Origin of the sequence: Paenibacillus spongiae, from assembly GCF_024734895.1 — a bacterium.
Classification (GTDB): Bacteria; Bacillota; Bacilli; order Paenibacillales; family Paenibacillaceae; genus Paenibacillus_Z; species Paenibacillus_Z spongiae.
Window position 1 is genome coordinate 3,493,094 of the sequence record NZ_CP091430.1, and the last position, 18,857, is coordinate 3,511,950.

19 protein-coding genes are annotated in these 18,857 nt (G+C 50.7%); 16 read left to right on the forward strand and 3 right to left on the reverse strand.

Annotated elements, in window-relative coordinates; all coding sequences use genetic code 11:
• Positions 1-47: 47 nt before the first annotated feature.
• Complete coding sequence (locus tag L1F29_RS16005) at positions 48-893, reverse strand: AraC family transcriptional regulator (RefSeq protein WP_258389293.1); 846 nt, start codon at positions 891-893, stop codon at positions 48-50.
• A 209-nt stretch (positions 894-1,102) separates the two neighbouring features.
• Between L1F29_RS16005 and L1F29_RS16010 the strand changes: the two genes are divergently transcribed.
• Positions 1,103-2,530, forward strand: coding sequence for a sulfatase family protein (locus tag L1F29_RS16010; RefSeq protein WP_258389294.1), 1,428 nt, complete (start codon positions 1,103-1,105; stop codon positions 2,528-2,530).
• Positions 2,531-2,663: 133 nt separating this feature from the next.
• Here the strand turns inward: L1F29_RS16010 and L1F29_RS16015 are convergent, their stop codons facing one another.
• Entirely contained in the window at positions 2,664-2,822 is a 159-nt protein-coding gene (locus tag L1F29_RS16015; protein WP_258389295.1) for a hypothetical protein, read from the reverse strand.
• A 251-nt stretch (positions 2,823-3,073) separates the two neighbouring features.
• On the opposite strand from L1F29_RS16015, the gene L1F29_RS16020 reads away from it, so the two are divergent.
• The 7 genes from L1F29_RS16020 to L1F29_RS16050 all read left to right on the forward strand — a co-directional run bounded on the left by L1F29_RS16020 (position 3,074) and on the right by L1F29_RS16050 (position 10,358).
• Entirely contained in the window at positions 3,074-3,538 is a 465-nt protein-coding gene (locus L1F29_RS16020; RefSeq protein WP_258389296.1) for a VOC family protein, read from the forward strand.
• A gap of 344 nt (positions 3,539-3,882) precedes the next feature.
• Positions 3,883-4,764: a VOC family protein gene (locus tag L1F29_RS16025; protein WP_258389297.1), complete on the forward strand. Its 882-nt coding sequence runs from the start codon at positions 3,883-3,885 to the stop codon at positions 4,762-4,764.
• Between the two features lie 548 nt (positions 4,765-5,312).
• Positions 5,313-5,729: a VOC family protein gene (locus L1F29_RS16030; protein WP_258389298.1), complete on the forward strand. Its 417-nt coding sequence runs from the start codon at positions 5,313-5,315 to the stop codon at positions 5,727-5,729.
• Positions 5,730-5,875: 146 nt separating this feature from the next.
• On the forward strand, positions 5,876-6,106 hold the full coding sequence (locus tag L1F29_RS16035; protein WP_258389299.1) for a hypothetical protein: 231 nt from the start codon (positions 5,876-5,878) through the stop codon (positions 6,104-6,106).
• 141 nt (positions 6,107-6,247) lie between these two features.
• A complete protein-coding gene (locus tag L1F29_RS16040) occupies positions 6,248-7,048 on the forward strand; it encodes a VOC family protein (protein WP_258389300.1) in 801 nt (266 codons plus the stop codon).
• A gap of 27 nt (positions 7,049-7,075) precedes the next feature.
• Positions 7,076-7,882: a helix-turn-helix domain-containing protein gene (locus tag L1F29_RS16045; RefSeq protein ID WP_258389301.1), complete on the forward strand. Its 807-nt coding sequence runs from the start codon at positions 7,076-7,078 to the stop codon at positions 7,880-7,882.
• A gap of 391 nt (positions 7,883-8,273) precedes the next feature.
• Positions 8,274-10,358 (forward strand): GxGYxYP domain-containing protein, encoded by a 2,085-nt coding sequence (locus tag L1F29_RS16050; RefSeq protein ID WP_258389302.1) that lies wholly within the window; start codon positions 8,274-8,276, stop codon positions 10,356-10,358.
• A 127-nt stretch (positions 10,359-10,485) separates the two neighbouring features.
• Here L1F29_RS16050 and L1F29_RS16055 read toward each other — a convergent pair whose 3' ends face one another.
• Positions 10,486-11,295 carry an IclR family transcriptional regulator gene (locus L1F29_RS16055; RefSeq protein ID WP_258389303.1) on the reverse strand — a complete coding sequence of 270 codons (810 nt, stop codon included), beginning with the start codon at positions 11,293-11,295 and terminating at the stop codon, positions 10,486-10,488.
• Positions 11,296-11,515: 220 nt separating this feature from the next.
• Here L1F29_RS16055 and L1F29_RS16060 point away from each other — a divergent pair, with 220 nt between their 5' ends.
• The 8 genes from L1F29_RS16060 (at position 11,516) to L1F29_RS16095 (ending at position 18,857) form a co-directional block, all read left to right on the forward strand.
• The gene (locus tag L1F29_RS16060; protein WP_258389304.1) at positions 11,516-12,664 is read left to right on the forward strand and encodes a mandelate racemase/muconate lactonizing enzyme family protein; all 1,149 of its coding nucleotides are present in this window, start codon (positions 11,516-11,518) and stop codon (positions 12,662-12,664) included.
• A gap of 35 nt (positions 12,665-12,699) precedes the next feature.
• Positions 12,700-12,933, forward strand: coding sequence for a hypothetical protein (locus L1F29_RS16065; protein ID WP_258389305.1), 234 nt, complete (start codon positions 12,700-12,702; stop codon positions 12,931-12,933).
• Positions 12,911-13,681, forward strand: a complete 771-nt coding sequence (locus tag L1F29_RS16070; RefSeq protein WP_258389306.1) for an SDR family NAD(P)-dependent oxidoreductase — start codon at positions 12,911-12,913, stop codon at positions 13,679-13,681. The genes L1F29_RS16065 and L1F29_RS16070 overlap by 23 nt, the downstream gene beginning before the upstream one ends.
• 30 nt (positions 13,682-13,711) lie before the next feature.
• Complete coding sequence (locus tag L1F29_RS16075; RefSeq protein WP_258389307.1) at positions 13,712-14,704, forward strand: sugar phosphate isomerase/epimerase family protein; 993 nt, start codon at positions 13,712-13,714, stop codon at positions 14,702-14,704.
• On the forward strand, positions 14,704-15,513 hold the full coding sequence (locus L1F29_RS16080; RefSeq protein ID WP_258389308.1) for an SDR family NAD(P)-dependent oxidoreductase: 810 nt from the start codon (positions 14,704-14,706) through the stop codon (positions 15,511-15,513). The genes L1F29_RS16075 and L1F29_RS16080 overlap by 1 nt, the downstream gene beginning before the upstream one ends.
• A 69-nt stretch (positions 15,514-15,582) precedes the next feature.
• Positions 15,583-16,950 carry an ABC transporter substrate-binding protein gene (locus L1F29_RS16085; RefSeq protein ID WP_258389309.1) on the forward strand — a complete coding sequence of 456 codons (1,368 nt, stop codon included), beginning with the start codon at positions 15,583-15,585 and terminating at the stop codon, positions 16,948-16,950.
• Between the two features lie 103 nt (positions 16,951-17,053).
• Positions 17,054-18,016, forward strand: coding sequence for a carbohydrate ABC transporter permease (locus L1F29_RS16090; RefSeq protein ID WP_258389310.1), 963 nt, complete (start codon positions 17,054-17,056; stop codon positions 18,014-18,016).
• A 1-nt stretch (position 18,017) separates the two neighbouring features.
• On the forward strand, positions 18,018-18,857 hold the full coding sequence (locus tag L1F29_RS16095; protein WP_258389311.1) for a carbohydrate ABC transporter permease: 840 nt from the start codon (positions 18,018-18,020) through the stop codon (positions 18,855-18,857).

Consider the following 18,857-nt stretch of genomic DNA (forward strand, 5'->3'; position numbering starts at 1 on the left):
AGCCGCCCCCTTCTACTCGAAAATATCAGGTAATTAATTCCCCTCTGTCATATACGTTGAAACGTCTTTCGAAACACGGAAGGCCGCACGCCGGTTTTCGTCTGAAACAAGTTGGAGAAGTAATGCGCATCCGAATACCCGAGCCGGTCTGCAATTTGATCGATGGTTAGGCTGGTTTCCATCAGCATCATTTTGGCCGACTCTATTTTTTTATCGAGTAAATAGCTGTAAATCGTCGTGCCCATTTCTTTCTTGAAATTGCGGTTGAGCTGTTTGCTGGAGCATCCGAGCTCTGCCGCAAGCTGCTCCATGTAGAACGGCTTCAACACCTGATTATCGATATACACCTTGATTTTCTGTACGGGAAGCGATAACAGCTCCTGTCGTTTCCGCATGATTTGCGATAATTGAACGACGATTTGCATGAAAATGATTTGCAGTTCGCTGCTCATATCCTCGATGGTTTTCGTCTCCGCCCATTCAATTCCTTGTTTAAAGTGATGACCGACCGTGGCGTCGGATACGACGACAGTCGATAACAGCCGGTACGCCTCCAGAACTTTGAGCGCCCAGCTTCCTTCGATATTGTACCAAATGTAGGTCCATGGTTCGGCTTGCGCGGGATCGGCCGTCACTTCATGATAGCTGCCGCTGCGGAGAATAAATACATCCCCTTGCTTCGGCTGATAGGAGCTATTATCGACACGTACATTTCCTTGTCCGGCCAGCACATACGCAAGCACCGTCAGTTGGGCGGATATTCTTTCGTTACGGTAAGTGGGCAGGCAATGGTTGATGCCAATGAATGGAATGTTGATCGGATGGTCTGCGTCTACCTTCGGAAAGTGATAGATCGGTCCGTATTTGTCCATTATGCTCACCTTATCTGTCATAGTATGCAATCCCTCTGGCCTTAGCAGGCAGGAGAATGGCTCATGATCATTGTATCACGTTTATACTGCCGGAATAGGTGTATCGCCTAACAGATTAATTGATGTCCGAAATCCTCACCAAATGGTCCGGAATCTCCATTCATTTCATAACCCTTCTATAAGTATGATCTTCCTATCAAGCTATCGAATCGAACGAGGAGGGCTCCCTTATGGAACAAAGTAAGAATGGCGGTAAGCCTAATTTGATTTACGTATTTGCGGATCAACTCCGTCTGTCATCCTGCGGCTTCGCCGGAGACGAGATTGCAATGACACCGAATATCGACAAACTGGCCGGCGAGAGCATGAACTATACGAATGCGATATCCGGACATCCTGTCTGCGCGCCGTACCGTGCTTCTTTATTTACCGGCAAATATACGACAAGTACCGGTATGGTCATTAATGAAATCCGCATGAATCCGAATCATCGCAGCTTCGCTAACGTTCTGCAGGGGCATGGCTATGATACATCCTATATCGGGAAATGGCATCTTTGGGCGAATGAGCTGGGGAACCATTACGACCCGCGCAATTCCTATGTGCCTCCGGGCAGCCATCGGCTTGGATTTGACGGGTTTTGGGCCGGTTATAATTTCCATCACGAATACTATAACATGTACTATCATACCGATAGCCCGGAGAAAATCGTCATCGAAGGCTATGAGCCGGACGGTCAGACGGACCTCGCCATAGGGCAGTTGGAACAAAAGACAGCCGCGGGAAAACCGTTTGCGTTGTTTCTATCGTACGGTACGCCGCATGATCCTTGGGATCCGAATAACGTCCCGCCGGAGTATTATGATAAGTTCAAGAATACCGACTTTACGCTTCCGCCCAATTATTTAGAAACGAACGATCCTTATGCGGACGATTGGGCGAAGTTAACTCCCGATATGAGAGAGCGCATTCCCGAATGGCTCCGCGTTTATTATGCCATGACAGCCAACTTGGACTGGAATGTAGGGAGGCTCTTACATGCTGTGCATGAGCTTGGAATTAGCGACAATACGATTTTTGTATTCACGTCCGATCATGGCGAAATGTTCGGCGCGCATGGAAGAGGGGGGAAAAACATATTTTACGAGGAAGCCGTTCGCGTTCCGTTCCTCATTCGCTGGCCGCACAAGATTCGGCAGAGCGCAACGACGGATGTATGTCTCAATACATGCGATATTATGCCTACGCTGCTGTCCTTGATGGGGATGCCTGTGCCAAGCGAGGTTGAAGGGAGCGATTTGAGCTTTGCGGCGCTTGGAGAAGACGGACAAGAGCCCGAAGCTGCATTCCTGCAAGGGACGGGCGCTACTGCAGCTTGGTCGGATGGTCATGAATGGAGGGCTTTAAGAAGCAAGCGATATACGTACGCGATTTACCGGATCGACCGTAAAGAACTACTGTTCGATAACAAAGCCGATCCGTTTCAATTGAATAATTTAGCCGAAAATGACGCATACCGGGACGTTCTTGACCGTTTCCGTGATATGCTCGAACATAAAATGAAGCAGCATGGGGATACGTTCGAAAGCTGCTCCTGGTACAGGGATCATTGGACGGAGGACAGGAAGATTGTTAGGACGGCCACGATCCATAGTTGATGTTTATACCGAATGTTCTAAGGATGGCGGTTAATTTATGTGTAGGTCGCGGACCTATGAAGGCGAGTAGTAGGGGGCTTGTCGCCCCCTTCTTGCCGGATGTTAAGCCTGCATGCAATTCCGGTTATACGGTCTATTCTTCATTATGATTCATGTCCATCTGCTCATGATTCATGTTGTTCATATTATTCGAGTTGCTGTTCTTATTGTCAGACTCCGAGTTGCATCCGCTTGCAAACACAACAGTCAACGACAAGACGCCAAGGATAGCCATGCGTTGAATCGTTCTCATTATAATACTCACCCCCTATGATGATGATTCAATAAGATACTATGATATGTGGTTGATGATGGCAAGACAATTGAAGACGTCCCTCCTAATCACAGCACAGCCATGATGTGAATTGGAGGTTTATTTTGTATGCATGAAACGGAGGCTCTAGACCATAGAAAGTTCCTCTTGACAATTCGCCTATATATTTCCATTCTAATTATGAAAGATGGAACTTATAGGTGAAAACCAAATAAAATGGAGGAATGATGATGTCGGATCTGGTCATGGGGACTCTCGAGGGGTTTCCATCAAGTCGCGAGAAAGCAATGATTAATAAATTATTGATCGTTGAAGTGCCCGTGTCCAGTATGAAGCGGGCGATTGAGTTTTATGCAGGACAACTTGGTTTCTTTATTGATCTCAAGAAGAATCCTCCGTCAATCTGGGAAGACAGCAGGGAGGTCTTCATGTACCCAGCCGAAGGCATCAAAATCATGCTTTGGCAAACCGAAGGGACCGAACGTTTGGGATTCACGCGAGATGGGAAGCCGCATCACTTCCTAATCCTGGAGATCGTCGAATCCGCAGAGGTCGTGCGAAATAAACTGATGGAGAACGGCGTAAAGGTCGGAGAAATTTCAGGGGAGATTGCAGACATGGGCGGATGCGGTAGAGCATTCGATGTTTGGGACCCGGATGGCAATATTCTGCGGCTTTGTTATCGGCCTAGTTAATATCAGATAGGAGCAGGCGCCGCGGCAGCCTGCTTTTTTATGGCGATAAGGCAGTTATCAGGTGCAATTTGTACTTCTCAATCGAACATTTGTTTGGTAGAATAAAAGGGAAATCTTTACACATATAGCGGAACTAATTGTTAGATGAGGAACGAATGAGGTCATGGATGATGGCGGAGTCCGAAGTTCTATAATGAAACATTGCAGCATGTCAGAATTTTAGCACCTGATGGCATCATACATATGCAGGCCAAATATTGAAGAGGAGGGTTCGAACGGATTTCAGCGAAGCGAATGAATGGATATGAAGCGACAGTTTCTACTCGAAAGGATGAGAAACAATAATGAACATCGATATCCAATCAAATGTTCACAACACAGTCGAGACCGTGTGGAACAAGTCGAATCCTAATTTGATGAATCTCCTCTGCTTATATCTTCCCGCCAAAGATCCCTATGCAACAACAAAGTGGTATTGCGATGTCTTTGAGCTTGATCCTTCCGTTCTGGACAGAGGGAGCCCCGACGGCTTTGTCAATGGGAACCCGTATACGACTTATTCCATGTATTACTTGCTCTCCCAAGATGAGCTCAAGCTCCACTTCGAGGCTAACGGATCTGTTCACACTTCGATCAGGCTGAAGGTCAATCATATAGACAACGTGTATCGAAATATGATGCAATCCGGTACTGAAATATTAACCGATGGTATTGTCAGAAGCGATGACGGTGATTGGATCCGTTTCAAGGATATAGATGGACGTCTATTGGAAGTTGTCCATACACAAATTAATTTACCAGAATCGGAACAATCGGTATCTCCGTCAACAATTCCATTGCTGTATGGACTCCAAAGACTTTCGTTACCGGCTAAGGATCCATACTTCACTTACAAGTGGTACTGCGATGTGTTTGGTTTTGAGCCTTCAATGAACGATACAGATGCGGATCTATGTGTGCTGGATCATCCGAATTTCGGGTATTCGCTTCATTTCCTGCGTTCGGACAATCAGCTTCAGCATCAATTTCACAATCGGGAAGGGTATAATCACACCTATCTTTTGCTCCAGGTTAAAGATATCGATCAGATATTCGCCAGCATGAAATCGCTAGGAGTCGAAATCGTGAACGATGCCATTAATGACCGTGGCGGATGCGGACAAGAAATTCGCTTCATCGATCCGGACGGGAGAACAATTGAGATTAATGATTACGGCACCAGATAAATAACTTACGATGAATCGAGGATTAAAACACTGGCGAGAGCTATACGCTCAAATACGCCATTTTCCCGAACTCGGCGAAAGAAGCCATGATCACGGCCTTCTTGGCGACGGCTGGGACAATTGTTATACATTATCCTCCACCGAGGCGGATGATTTCACTTACAGGCCAAGATATGTATCGTCCATGCAGCAGCGGCAGCGGTAGTGTTCAGAGCCGATTCCCGGGCAGAACATTGTTATTGTGCTTCTCTAGTTCCCGGCGGCTTCATAAAGCTTGGGACGCTAGATCATGTCATTGCAGAAACGAATGCCGATATCCAAAGAATACGGATTATTACGTAAAGGTGACTGCGATTAAGGATCATATCAGCATCTATCTTGACGGTAAGTTAATGATCGACGTCTGCGATAGCACGTATACAAGAGGATATATGGGCTTAAATGTATTCTACGGGACAGCGTAATTTCAACAAGTAATCTATCAAAGTGTATAGATGATTTTGCTTCACAAATGGTATCGAAATTATCATTTAGGGAGGTAATGAAACATGACGAACAAACTAGCGGTAGTAAAAGATTTTACGCTTGAAATTCCTGTTCAAGATATTGAACAATCGGTGGAGTGGTATATAAGACATTTGGGCTTCGAGTTAATCCCCCCTGCAAAAGGAATAGCCGAGCTGAGAACGGCTTCAGGCTTCAGGATCTGTTTGTTCCGCCCCGATCAAACGGATGAAACAAGCTATTGGTATGTTAAAGATGTGAACAATTACAGGGTTCGTGCGTGTATACGTGTTTCCGATATCGAGCTGCTTCACACAAGCTTGGTGGAATCCGGTATCCAAGTGAGCGATATCGAAGGGGGTCCTGGCTGCGGATGGACGTGTCAATTTCATGATCTAAACGGCAACATGCTCATTGCCTGGAGCGGATACACGAAGGAGCATGACTGGTATTACGAATAATTGGCAGTGATCAGTTGATTTTACGGCAAAGACATTGCTCCGATACGGTTTAGCGATTGGAAGTCATCTAATTGACTGAAGAGAGGAGAATATGACCAAGTTATCTTATCATACCTTCTGTTAAGAAATTTAAAGGTGTGATGCTGTTGAAGACGGATAAAAACAGCCAATTCGTTGTTTACATTATAAAAGGCTCAACGATAAAGAGATTTCTAATCCTGGATTTAATCGTTGGAACAGGTATTTTCTATGTAGTCAAATTTGTTTTATCAAGCGTATTGATAGCATCTGTCGGCAGTATCGTGGGGACTGAAGGGATCAAAAGGGCTCCAAAAATAATAAAAAAATGGAATGGGATCGTGCCGAAAAAAAGATAAAATACATGAAGTTGCACACGAAGTGTTGGAATCCGGTTCAATCCCGATAGAATGGTGAGCTATAACCGGGTATTGACATTAAAGCAACTTTAAGGTGTACGATTGTTCCGATAGTAAATATGCCAGAAACTGGAGGGACATATGAACAAACCCTATTTTCAATTTGACGGCGGTTTTATTATGGTGCCATATGATCGTTTCGAAGAAGGAGTCGAATGGTATAGGAAGCATATGGGGTGGGCACTTATCGACACCGTGACGGGGCCAGTAGGCAGGAAAGCATTTTTCCGCCTCCCGGGGGGTGGACAAGCCAATCTCAAATCCTTCGAAATGGATCTTGAGCACTTCAATCAACGTGATTATGAGGAAGGAAACTGCCGGTTCTGCTTCCGGACGGCCAATTTGGAAGAGACGGTCAATTATTTCGGGGAGCACGACATAGAATGTTCGAAGCCGGTCCAATTGCCGGATGGAACGTTAACGGCCGATATTCAGGCATTCGCGGGTGTCCGAATGACATTATGTGAAGATAGAGCGTCGGAAGGGCAACATCCGGAAGCAAGGGTAATCCGTTATGCTGCGAAACCTTTGTGGCTCGGCGTTCGGGATCTCGAAGCATCCGTCGCATGGTATGAGCATGTACTAGGCTTAGAGCGTTCGGAGACCGATTATTCGGATCAAGGGTTCGCTTTGCTTCGGGATCGCAAGGATCATTGGGATTATGTCTGGCTGCAGCAGCTTGCGTCATGCAGTCCTGTTGTGAAGGCGAATCCCGGTGCAAGGCTGTACTTTTTGGTCGACGGAAGAGAGGATTTCCTGGAGACCCAACGCTGGCTGAAGCAGCAAGACATCGAGACGACCGAGCCGGTCGGCGAACGGTGGACGGGATATCACTTCTATGATCCGGATGGCAATCGGCTGAATGTTTGGAATTATTATTGATTCTTAGGCAGGGGGACGGAAGCATCGATGGAACGTTCCATGACCATTCAGATCTTCTCGGATCGTACCGGATTGCCGCCCAGTACGCTGCGTTATTATGAGAAAGAAAGCCTTCTTGTTCCTCATATTCGCGGGGATAACGGCTATCGCTTGTACACGGAAGAACAGATCCCTGTTGCACTGACAATACATTCGCTCCGTCAGGCGGATGTAAACCTGCGCGAAATTCGCTCGTTTCTCTCATCCGGCGATACGGAACGTATTGCCTGGGTACGTAAGTGGCGGGACGAAATCGATGCCAAGATGGCATCGATGCGGATCGCGAAACAATATTTGCAAGGCATGGAATCGGATGACCAGCATCTCCGGCTTGTAAAATGGGAATCCGCAATCACGATGTTGTGGTTTCCTCTGCGGGTGACGAGAAGACTTAACCCTTACGCCGAAGCTATAGAAGAAAGAGCCGCATATCTGTATTCAGAATATGGAATACGCTGCAATGAAGCGTTCGTTAAGGCAGAGAACGCGGATGGAGACGAGATGATTGGACAAGTAGGCTTTCGTCTCCCGAAATCATTTAGCGCAACCGATGAATTTGCTGCAAGCATGCAAGGTAGAGTGGAACGGATTCAACCTACCTTGTTCGTTACGCTTGCGTGTATGGCAGCGGACGCATTCGCCTGCTTCAATCTGATGCTTCTCGTGCAGAGGTTTGGGTTCGAACCCACCGGTCCAAAACTGGAACGATACGAATTGAGCAATATGGCAGTCTATCAATGGATGATTCCGGTTATGCATGCCGATCCGAACCAGAACCGGAGCATTCGGAATTAACCGGTGATTGGGCCGGTTTGGCGGCAAGTGGTCTCTCGAAGAGTTCACGACATTACAGTGGATCTCCACCCAGAACGTCCCGCGTGAATATCTATTTTAAACTTACCACTCCATGAAGCGTCACAAAGGATGCGGGGCTTTTCAATTGAAGAGCTCCGCTTCTTCGTGCCGCTTCTTGTTGCTTGAAGAAGCCGCTTAGAGCCCTAATTCGACAAAGAGTTTCATAAATATATAATCGATATATAGAACATGTATTATTCGTTGACACCTCAATGGAAGGGTATTACAATATAAGGGCAATTAGGGAGTTACAACCATAATTGGGGAGGTGATTATTTCCGTTTTGAAGATGAGGCAGCAACAATAAAAACATGTGTTAGGAGTGATGGAAGTGAAAGGTTTGGCACGCAGTAAAGTTCTTCTTGTTATTACGCTGTTGCTTACCGTAATTTCTCCGGCTCTTGCTTCTGCAGACGGGACGAATGAGGACCGTTCAAATCACAGTGGAGTGACATGGCCGAAGAATCAAGAACTGCCCACTTTCTCTAAACCTAAATTTCTTGATGTTGTCGACTTGGCCGGGCAACCGGGAGAAATGGAGCTGCTGCTCACTTCTCTGCAGGGTAATGTAAACCGGGAAAAAACTCGCATATATGTATTGGAGGGAAATGCTGAAGAAGGCAGAATGACGTGGCTTAACGAGTTCGACGTTCCTTATCAAGTCCACGTGGATCCGTTGAAGGTTGTAGCCAAATACAAGAATGAGGTTAAAGGCATCGTCGTATATGATCCCGACAATATGGATACGGTCAATCTTGCTACTACTTACGCGGGCCTAGAGAACGCCATAGTAGCGAGCCCTGGTCTGGCGGACGTATTAACGGCTGCACCTTATAACCTGCCCTTGCTGGAGGATTACCGCGGGAAGTTTGCCAATGCCATGGAAGTTTATCAATGGCAGTATGATAACTTCTGGAATCGTACGACTAAACGCATGCTGATTGGGCTCAGCGGCGGGAATAGTATTCCGCTGCCCCCGGGCATACCGGATTCCTACGAACTCCTGCTGCAGGAAGACGAGGAAATTCGAAACTCATCCAATCGCGCTGTCCATGAAATCGATCTGACCTCCTTTCTTGGAGAAGAGGCCGTTTACCTCCGGTTCGATGATGCTTTTACAGCGGATGGATGGGGGCCGGCTGTCCATGAAGTGACGGTCAAGGCGGACGGAAATGTTATCGGTCATTTCATTCCTGGAACGGAAGCCGGAACTGCGGCAGAGAAACCGTTCCTATATGACAGCGGCCGCTCAGCGCTGACGGACCGGACCGGCGGCCATCGGTTTGCGGATGGCAATAGTTACTTCGTTTACCGGTTTGCGCCGCCGGAAGGAACGCAGACGCTTACGGTATCGGTGGACATGTGGAACCAATACAAAGTATCCGCAACGAACGTTCAAACGCCGAGCTCGGATAATCTGGAGCAGGAGCCGTACGGATTTCTTCGCGATTATGCGGTAGCCAACCGGGCTATGGTATTCTGGCTGGATCCGAATGATCCGGAAGAGCGGGTTCTGTTCGAGAAAATTTTGTCCGATGTCGAACCAGGCACGCCTTATCTAGGCTGGTTTGCCAACGACGTTGCAGGCGAGTGGGGAGGGACGGAATTATGCTCGCAATATGGCGTCTATGTCCTTGCCTCCGATTGGTTTAACAATATGACCGTCTTCTCCGGAATGGAGGGGAAAATTAAGAAACAGAAGCAACTGGAAGCCCCTGCGTTGGAAAATAAAATTTACGTGACCTTCACGTACACGGACGGAGACAATTTACAGTACAATCAGCACGGCATGAAGAGATTTTGGGATGATCCCGGACGGGGAAGCGTACCGATCAACTGGAGCGTAAGTCCTCTTCTGGCGGATGCAGCGCCATTCATATTCGGGCATTTTCTTGGCAGCGCAACCGATAACGATCTGCTCATTGCAGGGCCATCCGGCATGGGATACTTCTATCCGGATGCTTGGCCGGAACAAAATTTGGTCCCTTATCTACAGGACACGCACAAATATTTGAAGCGCGCCGGGATCGATATCATTTATGCGCTTAATATCCGAAATCATCAAAATGCCGAGCTAAGCGAGCGTACGGCTCAAGCTTTTATCGACGAGCTGAATCTGAACGGCATGTTCCTGAACTGGAAGAATAGTAATGAAATGAAGATCGTGAATGATTCCTTGCCCGTGTCGACAGGAATCATGGTCGGCTCTGTCAATCAAGCGAAGGAAGCCATCGCGTCCGCTTCTGAAGGTTGGGATGGAACGACCCCGAGATTCATTACCATTGGCGCCGGGGCGTGGAGCCTAAGACCATCCGACATTGCCGAGGTAGCCTCTTCGCTCGGAACGGAGTATAAGGTGGTTAGAGGAGATCAATATTTCGACTTGGTACGTGAAGCGAACGGCCTTGATCGTTAGTTCAATAAGAAGGAGCTGCCATTATGGCAGCTCCTTCTTGCGTGATACCTCCCCTAAATCGGACGATTCTCGGCGACTGGGCCGATGTCACCGAATTTAGCATGATCGTCCGTCGGAGCGCCGCGGTTCATCTTGAGCCGATGTAGCCGAATCTTGCGGAAATTTCTGCGGAAACATCGCGGATCATTTCCCCGATTTCGACAACGCGTTCGTGGGGCAGCCGCCACTTCGGACAGGAGACGCTGAAGGAGGCGATCGGTTCTTTCAAATGATTCAAGATCGGCGCCGCTACGCAGCGGACCTCGGATTCGTGCTCGCAATTATCGATCGCATAGCCCCGGGAGCGGATAAGCTCCAAGTCCTCGAGAAGAGCCCCTCTTGAAATGAGCGTCTGGGGCGTGAACGGCGTGAAGCCTTCCGCTGCGACGGCCTCGACGAGCGAAATCGGGGAATAGGCGAGAATCGCTTTGCCGACACCCGTGCAGTACATCGGATTACGCAGCCCGATTTCCGAATGCATACGAACCGTCTTGGACGATTCGACTTTGTCGATGTACACGACACGCAGTCCGTCTCGGATGACCAGGTGGATTGTTTCGCCGACCCGGTCCGCGATTTTCCGCAAATAAGGGGAGACGGTTTCGCGTATGGACATCGGCTTCAGAGCTAGGGAGGATAAGCGGAGCGCATAGATGCCGATCCGGTAAAGCTCCGAACGCGGATCCTGCTCGACAAGGCCATACTGCTGGAAGGCGGCCAAATGCTTGCAAACGCTGCTCGGGCTTTCGCCTGACCGCTGTGAGATCTTGCTGACGGAAGCGCCTTCTGCGCTGCTGTCGCACAGATCGGCCAACGACTCCAACACGTGAAGCGCTTTAACAACCGTGGAAGAAGCTACCTTGTCTTTCGAAGATTTCGTAAGGACGCGGCGAGTCATGATGTATTCCCCTTTTCGATTGGAAATTATATTTCGAATATAGCAGTAGCGATGGAGACCGATATTCAATGATATACAATTAAACGAAATAATGACGACAACAACGATGGATAAGCCCCGACTGCTTAAAGCATAGTATCGGGTACACAAACATAATATGCACTGAAACCAGTTTATTGGAAACAATGTTTCGAATATGGAAACAAAGGGGTGAACTCCTGTGATTATTTCGGATGTGGAAACATTTATCGTCGGAAATCCCTGGAAGAACTGGCTGTTCGTCAAGCTGCACACCAAAGAAGGGGTATACGGCATCGGAGAAGGGACGCTGAACGGCTTTGCGAAGACGGTCGAAGCGGCTATTCACGAGCTGAAGCATCTGTTCATTGGCAGAAGCGCCTTCGACGTAGAGACGATTTCGCTAAAGATGATCCGTGACGTCTATTCGGACGGGGGACAAATTCAAGGTTCCGCTTTGGCCGCGGTTGAAACCGCTTGCTGGGATATCATCGGCAAAGCGTCGGGCCAGCCCCTGTACAAGCTGCTGGGCGGCCAATGCCACGACAAGCTCCGCTGTTATGCGAACGGCTGGTACCGCGGGCCGAGAACGCCCGAGAACTTTTACGAGAAAGCCACAGTCGTCGTTGAAAGGGGTTATACGGCGCTGAAATTCGATCCGTTCGGAAGCGCCTGGAGAACGGTGGAGAAGAAAGACTTCAACCTGGCGATCGATATCATCGCCGCCGTAAGAGACGCGGTCGGTCCGGATACGGATATTCTGATCGAAGGCCATAACCGCTTCAGCGTCCATACGGCGCTGCAGTTCGCTGAAGCGATGCTGCCTTATAATCCGACCTGGTTTGAAGCCCCCGTCCCTCCGCAGCACATATCATCCATGGTGGAGGTGGCCAGGCGAAGCCCGGTGCCCGTCGCCTGCGGAGAAGATTACTACTGTAGGGAGCAGTTCGCGGAGCTGCTGAAGCACGACGCAGTACATATCATCCAGCTGGAGCCGCAGTATCTCGGCATCTCGGCTTCCAAGCAAATTTGCGGCATGGTTCACGCCCACAACGGCGTCATTGCGCCGCACAGCGCGCAGGGGCCGCTCTGCTCCGTCGTCTGCGCCCACTTGAATATGGCGACGCCAAACTTCTATCTTCATGAAATATTCGACGAGTTCAACGAGCCTTGGGAGGAATTCGTGCTCGAGCCGGCCTGCAAGGTGGAGCGGGGCTACATCAGACCGCCTGATTTGCCCGGTCTCGGCGTAGATTTGAACCTGGAAGAAATGGCGAAGCATCCGTACCACCCCGGTCATTATATCCCGCTATTCAAGCAGGGATGGGAGAAGAGAGAGCGGATCGAATAGAGGCAGACGCATGAAGAAGAAAAGGACGGTACGGCTTGAAAGCATTGGGATATGAGGGACCGAAGCGGATGAATTTACGCGATGCGGCTACTCCCGAATCAGGGATATTGCCGTTTCGAGGGGAGGAACATACGCCGGCGGCAGTCCGGCAGTTCCTGAAGTACATGAAGAGCGGGCTATCCATCGGCTGCAACGTCAAGCGCTGGATTAAAACAATAGGTCAATATAACGGGGTGAAGTTTAAACATGAGCAGCTTGGATTTATTTAAACTGGACGGCAGGGTTGCGCTTGTCACGGGAGGAACAGGCGGCTTGGGCCTTGTCATGGCGCAGGCATTGGCAGAAGCCGGGGCGACCGTTGTTATGACGAGCAGAACGAAAGAGAAAGCGGTGGAGGCAGCGGAGAAATTGGCGCTGGCGACCGGGAGAACGGCTCTCGGGCTTGCCGCCGATGTGACGAACGCGGAGCAAGTCGAGTCGATGGTCCGATCCACGGTGGATGCGTTCGGACGGATCGATATTCTGATCAATAACGCCGGGATCAACATTCGCAAGCCGATCGAAGAGTACGACGAAGCGAGCTGGGATCTAGTGCAGGGCACGAACTTGAAGGCGCCGTTTCTCTGCTCCCGGGCGGTTGCCAGATTAATGAAAGAGCAGAAATACGGCAGAATCATTAATATTTCATCCATGCTTGGAGCCGTCGGATTGCCGGAACGGAGCGCTTATTGCTCCAGCAAAGGCGGAGTTATTCAACTGACGCGGGTGCTTGCGCTCGAATTTGCGCCTCATAATGTAACAGTCAACGCGCTGTGCCCCGGTCCAATCGCGACGGAACTCAATACCGTCGTCATGAACAACCCGGAGGCCAACAAGCTGTTTATCGACAACATTGCGATGGGACGCTGGGGCCGTCCCTCAGAAATTGCGGGCGCGATCTTATATCTCGCTTCCGACGCCTCAAGCTTCATGACCGGATCGACGCTTACCGTAGACGGAGGTTGGACGGCGAAGTAGATCTTCAATAATGAAGAAGAGGTGAACAGCATGCGGGTAGGTCTATCGATGTTCGGCACCACATACGCAATGGGGCTGCATCCCAAATCCGGCCGGCTTCCAATCACGCCGGACCAGTTACTGGATCAGGCGGCGGAAGCGGGGCTGCAGGGCGTGGAACTGCCGCCGTCCATATTGAAAGGCACCGATTTGTCCGCGATTGCAAGCAAAGCTCGCGAGCGTGAAATGTACATCACGATCGCCTCGGACGGTTACGATCCTGACATGCTGTCGGATGTATTTGACTTGGCGGTCAAGCTTGGCGCGGCTACGGTGCGGACGGTAGTCGGAGGGGCGAAAATCGGCGGCGATAGACGGGAGATGGCCGGAAAATGGAAGCCGTTTCTTGAGGATGTGCTGGGCGGACTTGAGGCGGCGACACGGATTGCCGAAAAGAAAGGCATCGTCCTGGCGCTCGAAAATCATCAAGACGTCGCTTCCGAAGAATTGATCTGGCTATGTGAGAGGATCGCTTCACCGCATTTCGGCCTTACGCTCGATACCGGTAATCCGCTCGCTACGGCTGAAATGGTCGTCGATTTTGCCGAGCGAATCTCGCCATATATCAAGCATGTTCACTTGAAGGATTACTGGTGTTACCTTAGCACCGAAGGCTATCGACTCGTGCGCTGCCCGGTCGGGCAGGGTGTTGTCGATTTCCCGTCACTTCTGAACTTATTCCGTCATGCGGCGCCTAATGTCGCGATGTCTATTGAGATCGGCGCACTCGAAGCTCGGCATATCCGCGTGCTGTCCGATGATTATTGGCCGGAATATCCGCCCCGTTCAGCGCTCCAGCTGGCCAATGTCATCCGCTTCGTCCAGGATAACGCGAAGCCTCCGGAGGATTGGCGGACGCCATACGAGCGAGGCGAGCCGGCCGATGCCGTCATTGCCTATGAGAACGGCCAATTGGCTTCCAGCATCGCATATATGCACAGAATAATGCGGAATCTGAACATTTCCGAGGCGGAGGTGTCCTAGTGATTATCGATTTGAAAGGCAAAGTAGCCATCATCACCGGCGCTGGAAGGGGAATCGGACTGGAAATCGCCCGAACGCTGGCAAGCGAGGGTGTCATAACCGTCCTGTTGGACGTGAGCGAAAGACTTCTGGTGGATGCCGCCAAAGCGCTTGCCGACGAAGGGGTTGCAGCTTACCCGTATGTGTGCGATGTCAGGGACAACGCCCGCATTGAAGAAGTGATCGAAGATGTGCGGAAGCGCCACGGCCGGATCGACATTCTCGTCAATAATGCCGGCGTTGCCAACGGCGGGCCTGTAGACGAGCTGAAAGAAGAAATATGGGATTTGAACATGGACATCAATCTCAAGGGCACCTTTTTAATGAGCAAGGCGATCGCCCCGATCATGAAGGAGCAGCGGTCGGGAAGGATCATAAACGCTGCTTCGTTCGCAGCCATCGTGCCGAGTTTTGGAAGCGCAGCCTATGCCTCTTCCAAAGCGGCCGTCCATCAGTTTACGCGAGTGCTTGCCGGTGAACTGGGTCCGTGGAACATTACGGTCAATTGTTATTCGCCCGGCATGATCCCGACCGACATGAACCATTTTGCCGAATTGCCTGAAGACCGCCAGCAGCGGCTGCTCGACACCTTGACCCTCCGTCATTGGGGGAAGAAGGAAGATGTCGCACACCTGATTTGCTTCCTGTCTTCCGATTACGCGGGCTACATAACAGGCACAATGATCGATGTAAGCGGAGGCAAGCTGGCGACACAAATCCCCAGAGTAGCCTATGAGATGGCCTCTCAGCAAGGCAGCTATACGTTTTAGCCAGCAATATCGGTGATCGGCGGGACCGATGGGATTGCTCACGAGAACCTAATGGGAGGTTATATGGAGATGACCCGACAATTTACTCAGCGTTCATTGGCAATGGTGCTCATGCTCTGCTTGATTTTCGTGGCTGCATGCAGCGGTAACAACGGAGGCAATAACGGCGGGGGCAATTCCGGCGGCAATAAGGACGCGGGTGCGGAAGGGAAGACGGAAGGAGAGGGCGGCGAGCAAGCGGAGGCGAAGCCCGTTACGCTGAGAATCATGTGGGGCGGGTCGCAGGAACGGCATGACAATACGCTCAAGGTGCTGGAGCTCTATTCACAGAAATTTCCGCATGTGAAGTTTCAGCCGGAATACGCTGCGGTCCAAGGTTATTTTGAAAAATTGGTAACACTTTCGGCGGCGAAAAACTTGCCGGATATCGTCCACATGGATATGGCGATCATGGAGCAGTACGTCAAACGCGGGCAGCTGCTGGACGTCTCCGATGTCGATCTGTCCGGCCTCGTGGACAGCAAGCTGCTGGACGCAATTAAATTCGATGGCAAACTGTACGGCATTCCGACCAGCCTGAACGGCGGCGGCTATATTTACAACAAAGCAGACATCGAGAAATACGGCCTCACGCCACCAAGCAAAAACTGGACGTGGGACGACTATTTCAAGTTTGCCGAAGATGCGCGCCAGAAGCTGCCGAAGGACCGATACGGCATTCAGGACCAATCACGGGCCTGGTTCCACTTTCAAACCTACCAGATGGCAAACGGCAAAGGCCCTGTCTTCCCAGGCGACGGCACGGTGCACATCGACAAGGATCTGTGGATGAAACTGCAGCAGATCTACATGAAATACCGCAGTGAAGACATCGTTCCCCCGGCCGATAAGACGGTCAGCTTTAAGGAAGGCGATCCGCAGATGGATCCGATCGCTTCCGGCGCCGTTCTGGTTACCGGGGCAACCGTCGCATCGGCGGGCGTCGTCGAAAACTTGATGCCGGGAAAAATCGGGGTTGTAAACGATCCGACAGCGGCCGAAGGCGGCGGCTGGTCGCAGCCGACGCTGTTCTGGAGCGTAGCGGAAAACTCCGACAACAAAGAGGAAGCGCTGAAATTCGCCAAGTGGTTCCTGGAAGATCCGGAAGCAGGCAAAATCATGAAAACGGCGCGCGGCATTCCGCTGAACGAAGAAGCGTGGAAAGCGATTGAGCCGGAGCTTCTGCCTGGCCAAAAGCTGGGCAAAGACATGCTCGAAATGGGGCGGGAGATGGGTCAGAAGTTTTATCCGCTCCCTGCCGGCGCGCAGGACTTCGAGAAAATATATAATTCGGAAATGGAAGCGGTTATGTTCAAGAAGCAAACGATCGAGAAGGCGTTCGACAAAATCATGGCCGCCGCGAAGGATGCGGAAGGCAAGATGGCAGAAGTGAAATAAGCGCCGGCGCGCTCGCGAAGGCGCAGTCGCCATATCGGGCGGGGCTAAGGTTCGCTTACGACCTGGCCCTTCCTGAATATATTCGAATAGCGGGTGATACGCCATGATTACTGCGGACACGACAAGAAAAAAAGGGCTGGGCGCCGGTCGCTTGTTTACCTTGTTCAAACGGAAGCGGATCTCGGACGAAAACAATTTGGCCGGCTTCCTGTACATCTCACCCTGGCTGGTCGGTTTTCTGCTGCTGACGGTATGGCCGATTGTGCAATCCTTCTATCTTTCATTCACGGACTATCCGCTGCTGCGGGACCCGGAGTGGGTCGGACTGGACAATTACAGCCGTATATTCGGCGAGGACACGCTTTTTATAAAGTCGCTCGGGGTCACATTCGCTTACGTTCTGTTCTCCGTTCCGCTCAAACTGTTCTTCTCCCTCATGGTCGCGATCCTGCTTAACCGGGAAATCCGGGGCATCTCGTTCTACCGGACGATGGTGTACGTTCCTTCTTTGATCGGCGGGAGCGTGGCGGTTGCAGTGCTTTGGAAGAACATGTTTGGCATCGACGGTTACGTCAACCATCTGCTCGGCTGGTTCGGCATTACCGGCATCGGCTGGATCTCCAATCCCCAGACCGCTCTCGGTACGCTCATTCTCCTGAGCACTTGGCAATTCGGCTCGACGATGATTATTTTTCTGGCGGGCCTGAAGCAAATTCCGCGCGATTTGTACGAATCTTCGGGTGTAGATGGCGCGTCAAAGATCCGCCAATTTTTCCACATTACGCTTCCGATGCTCTCGCCGGTCATGTTCTTCAATCTGGTGCTCGGCATGATCGGTTCGTTCCAGATGTTCAACTCGGCGTTCATCATTACGGGCGGCGGACCGGCAAACTCGACCTACACCTATGCGCTCATGCTGTACGACAAAGCGTTCAAGAACTTCGAAATGGGCTATGCTTCGGCATTGGCGTGGTTTCTGCTGTTCGTGATCGCGCTGCTGTCGGCCGCCAATTTCTATGCTTCGAAATATTGGGTGTTCTACGAATCGGAGGGGGGGAGGAAGTAACATGACCTTCGCAAACCGACGGGGCACGCTCCGGTACCATATTGTGCTGCTGGCGTTCTCCTTCCTGATGATGTATCCGGTATTCTGGTGGATCGGCGCTTCGCTCAAGAGCAATGCCGAGATGCCGCTTCCGACCATCTGGCCGTCCAAGCCGATGTGGGAAAACTTCTATAACGGCTGGACGTCGTTCCCGTCCTTCACATTCACAAGGTTCTTCGCCAATACGCTGTGGCTGGAGTTCTGGTGCGTGCTGGGAGCCGTTCTGACGACTCCGCTCGTGGCTTACGGCTTCGCACGCATTAATTTCAAGCTCAAAGGGTTCATGTTCGCCCTGCTTCTTATGACGATCATGCTCCCCGGACAGGTGACGATTGTGCCGCAGTACATTATGTACAACAAGCTGGAGATGGTCGATTCTTTCATTCCGCTCATCCTGCCCCATTTTTTCGGAGGGGGCGCGTTCTTCGTCTTCTTGATGGTGCAGTTCATCCGCGGCATCCCGCGCGAGCTGGACGAATCCGCGAAGATCGACGGCTGTTCGTCCTTCGGCATCTTCCTTCGAATTATTCTTCCGCTGATCAGACCGGCGCTGGTGACCGTCGTCGTGTACACCTTCCTGTGGAGCTGGGACGATTTCTTCGGCCAGCTGCTCTATTTGAGCTCGGCGGAAAACTATACGGTCAGCGTAGCGCTGCGGGTGTTCATCGATTCGGAATATAAAGTGGAATGGGGCCAGCTGCTCGCCGTATCGCTCGTTTCCGTCGTCCCGTCCATCCTGGTGTTCTTCGTCGCGCAGAAGCATTTTGTGGAAGGAATATCGACAACCGGCATTAAAGGGTAG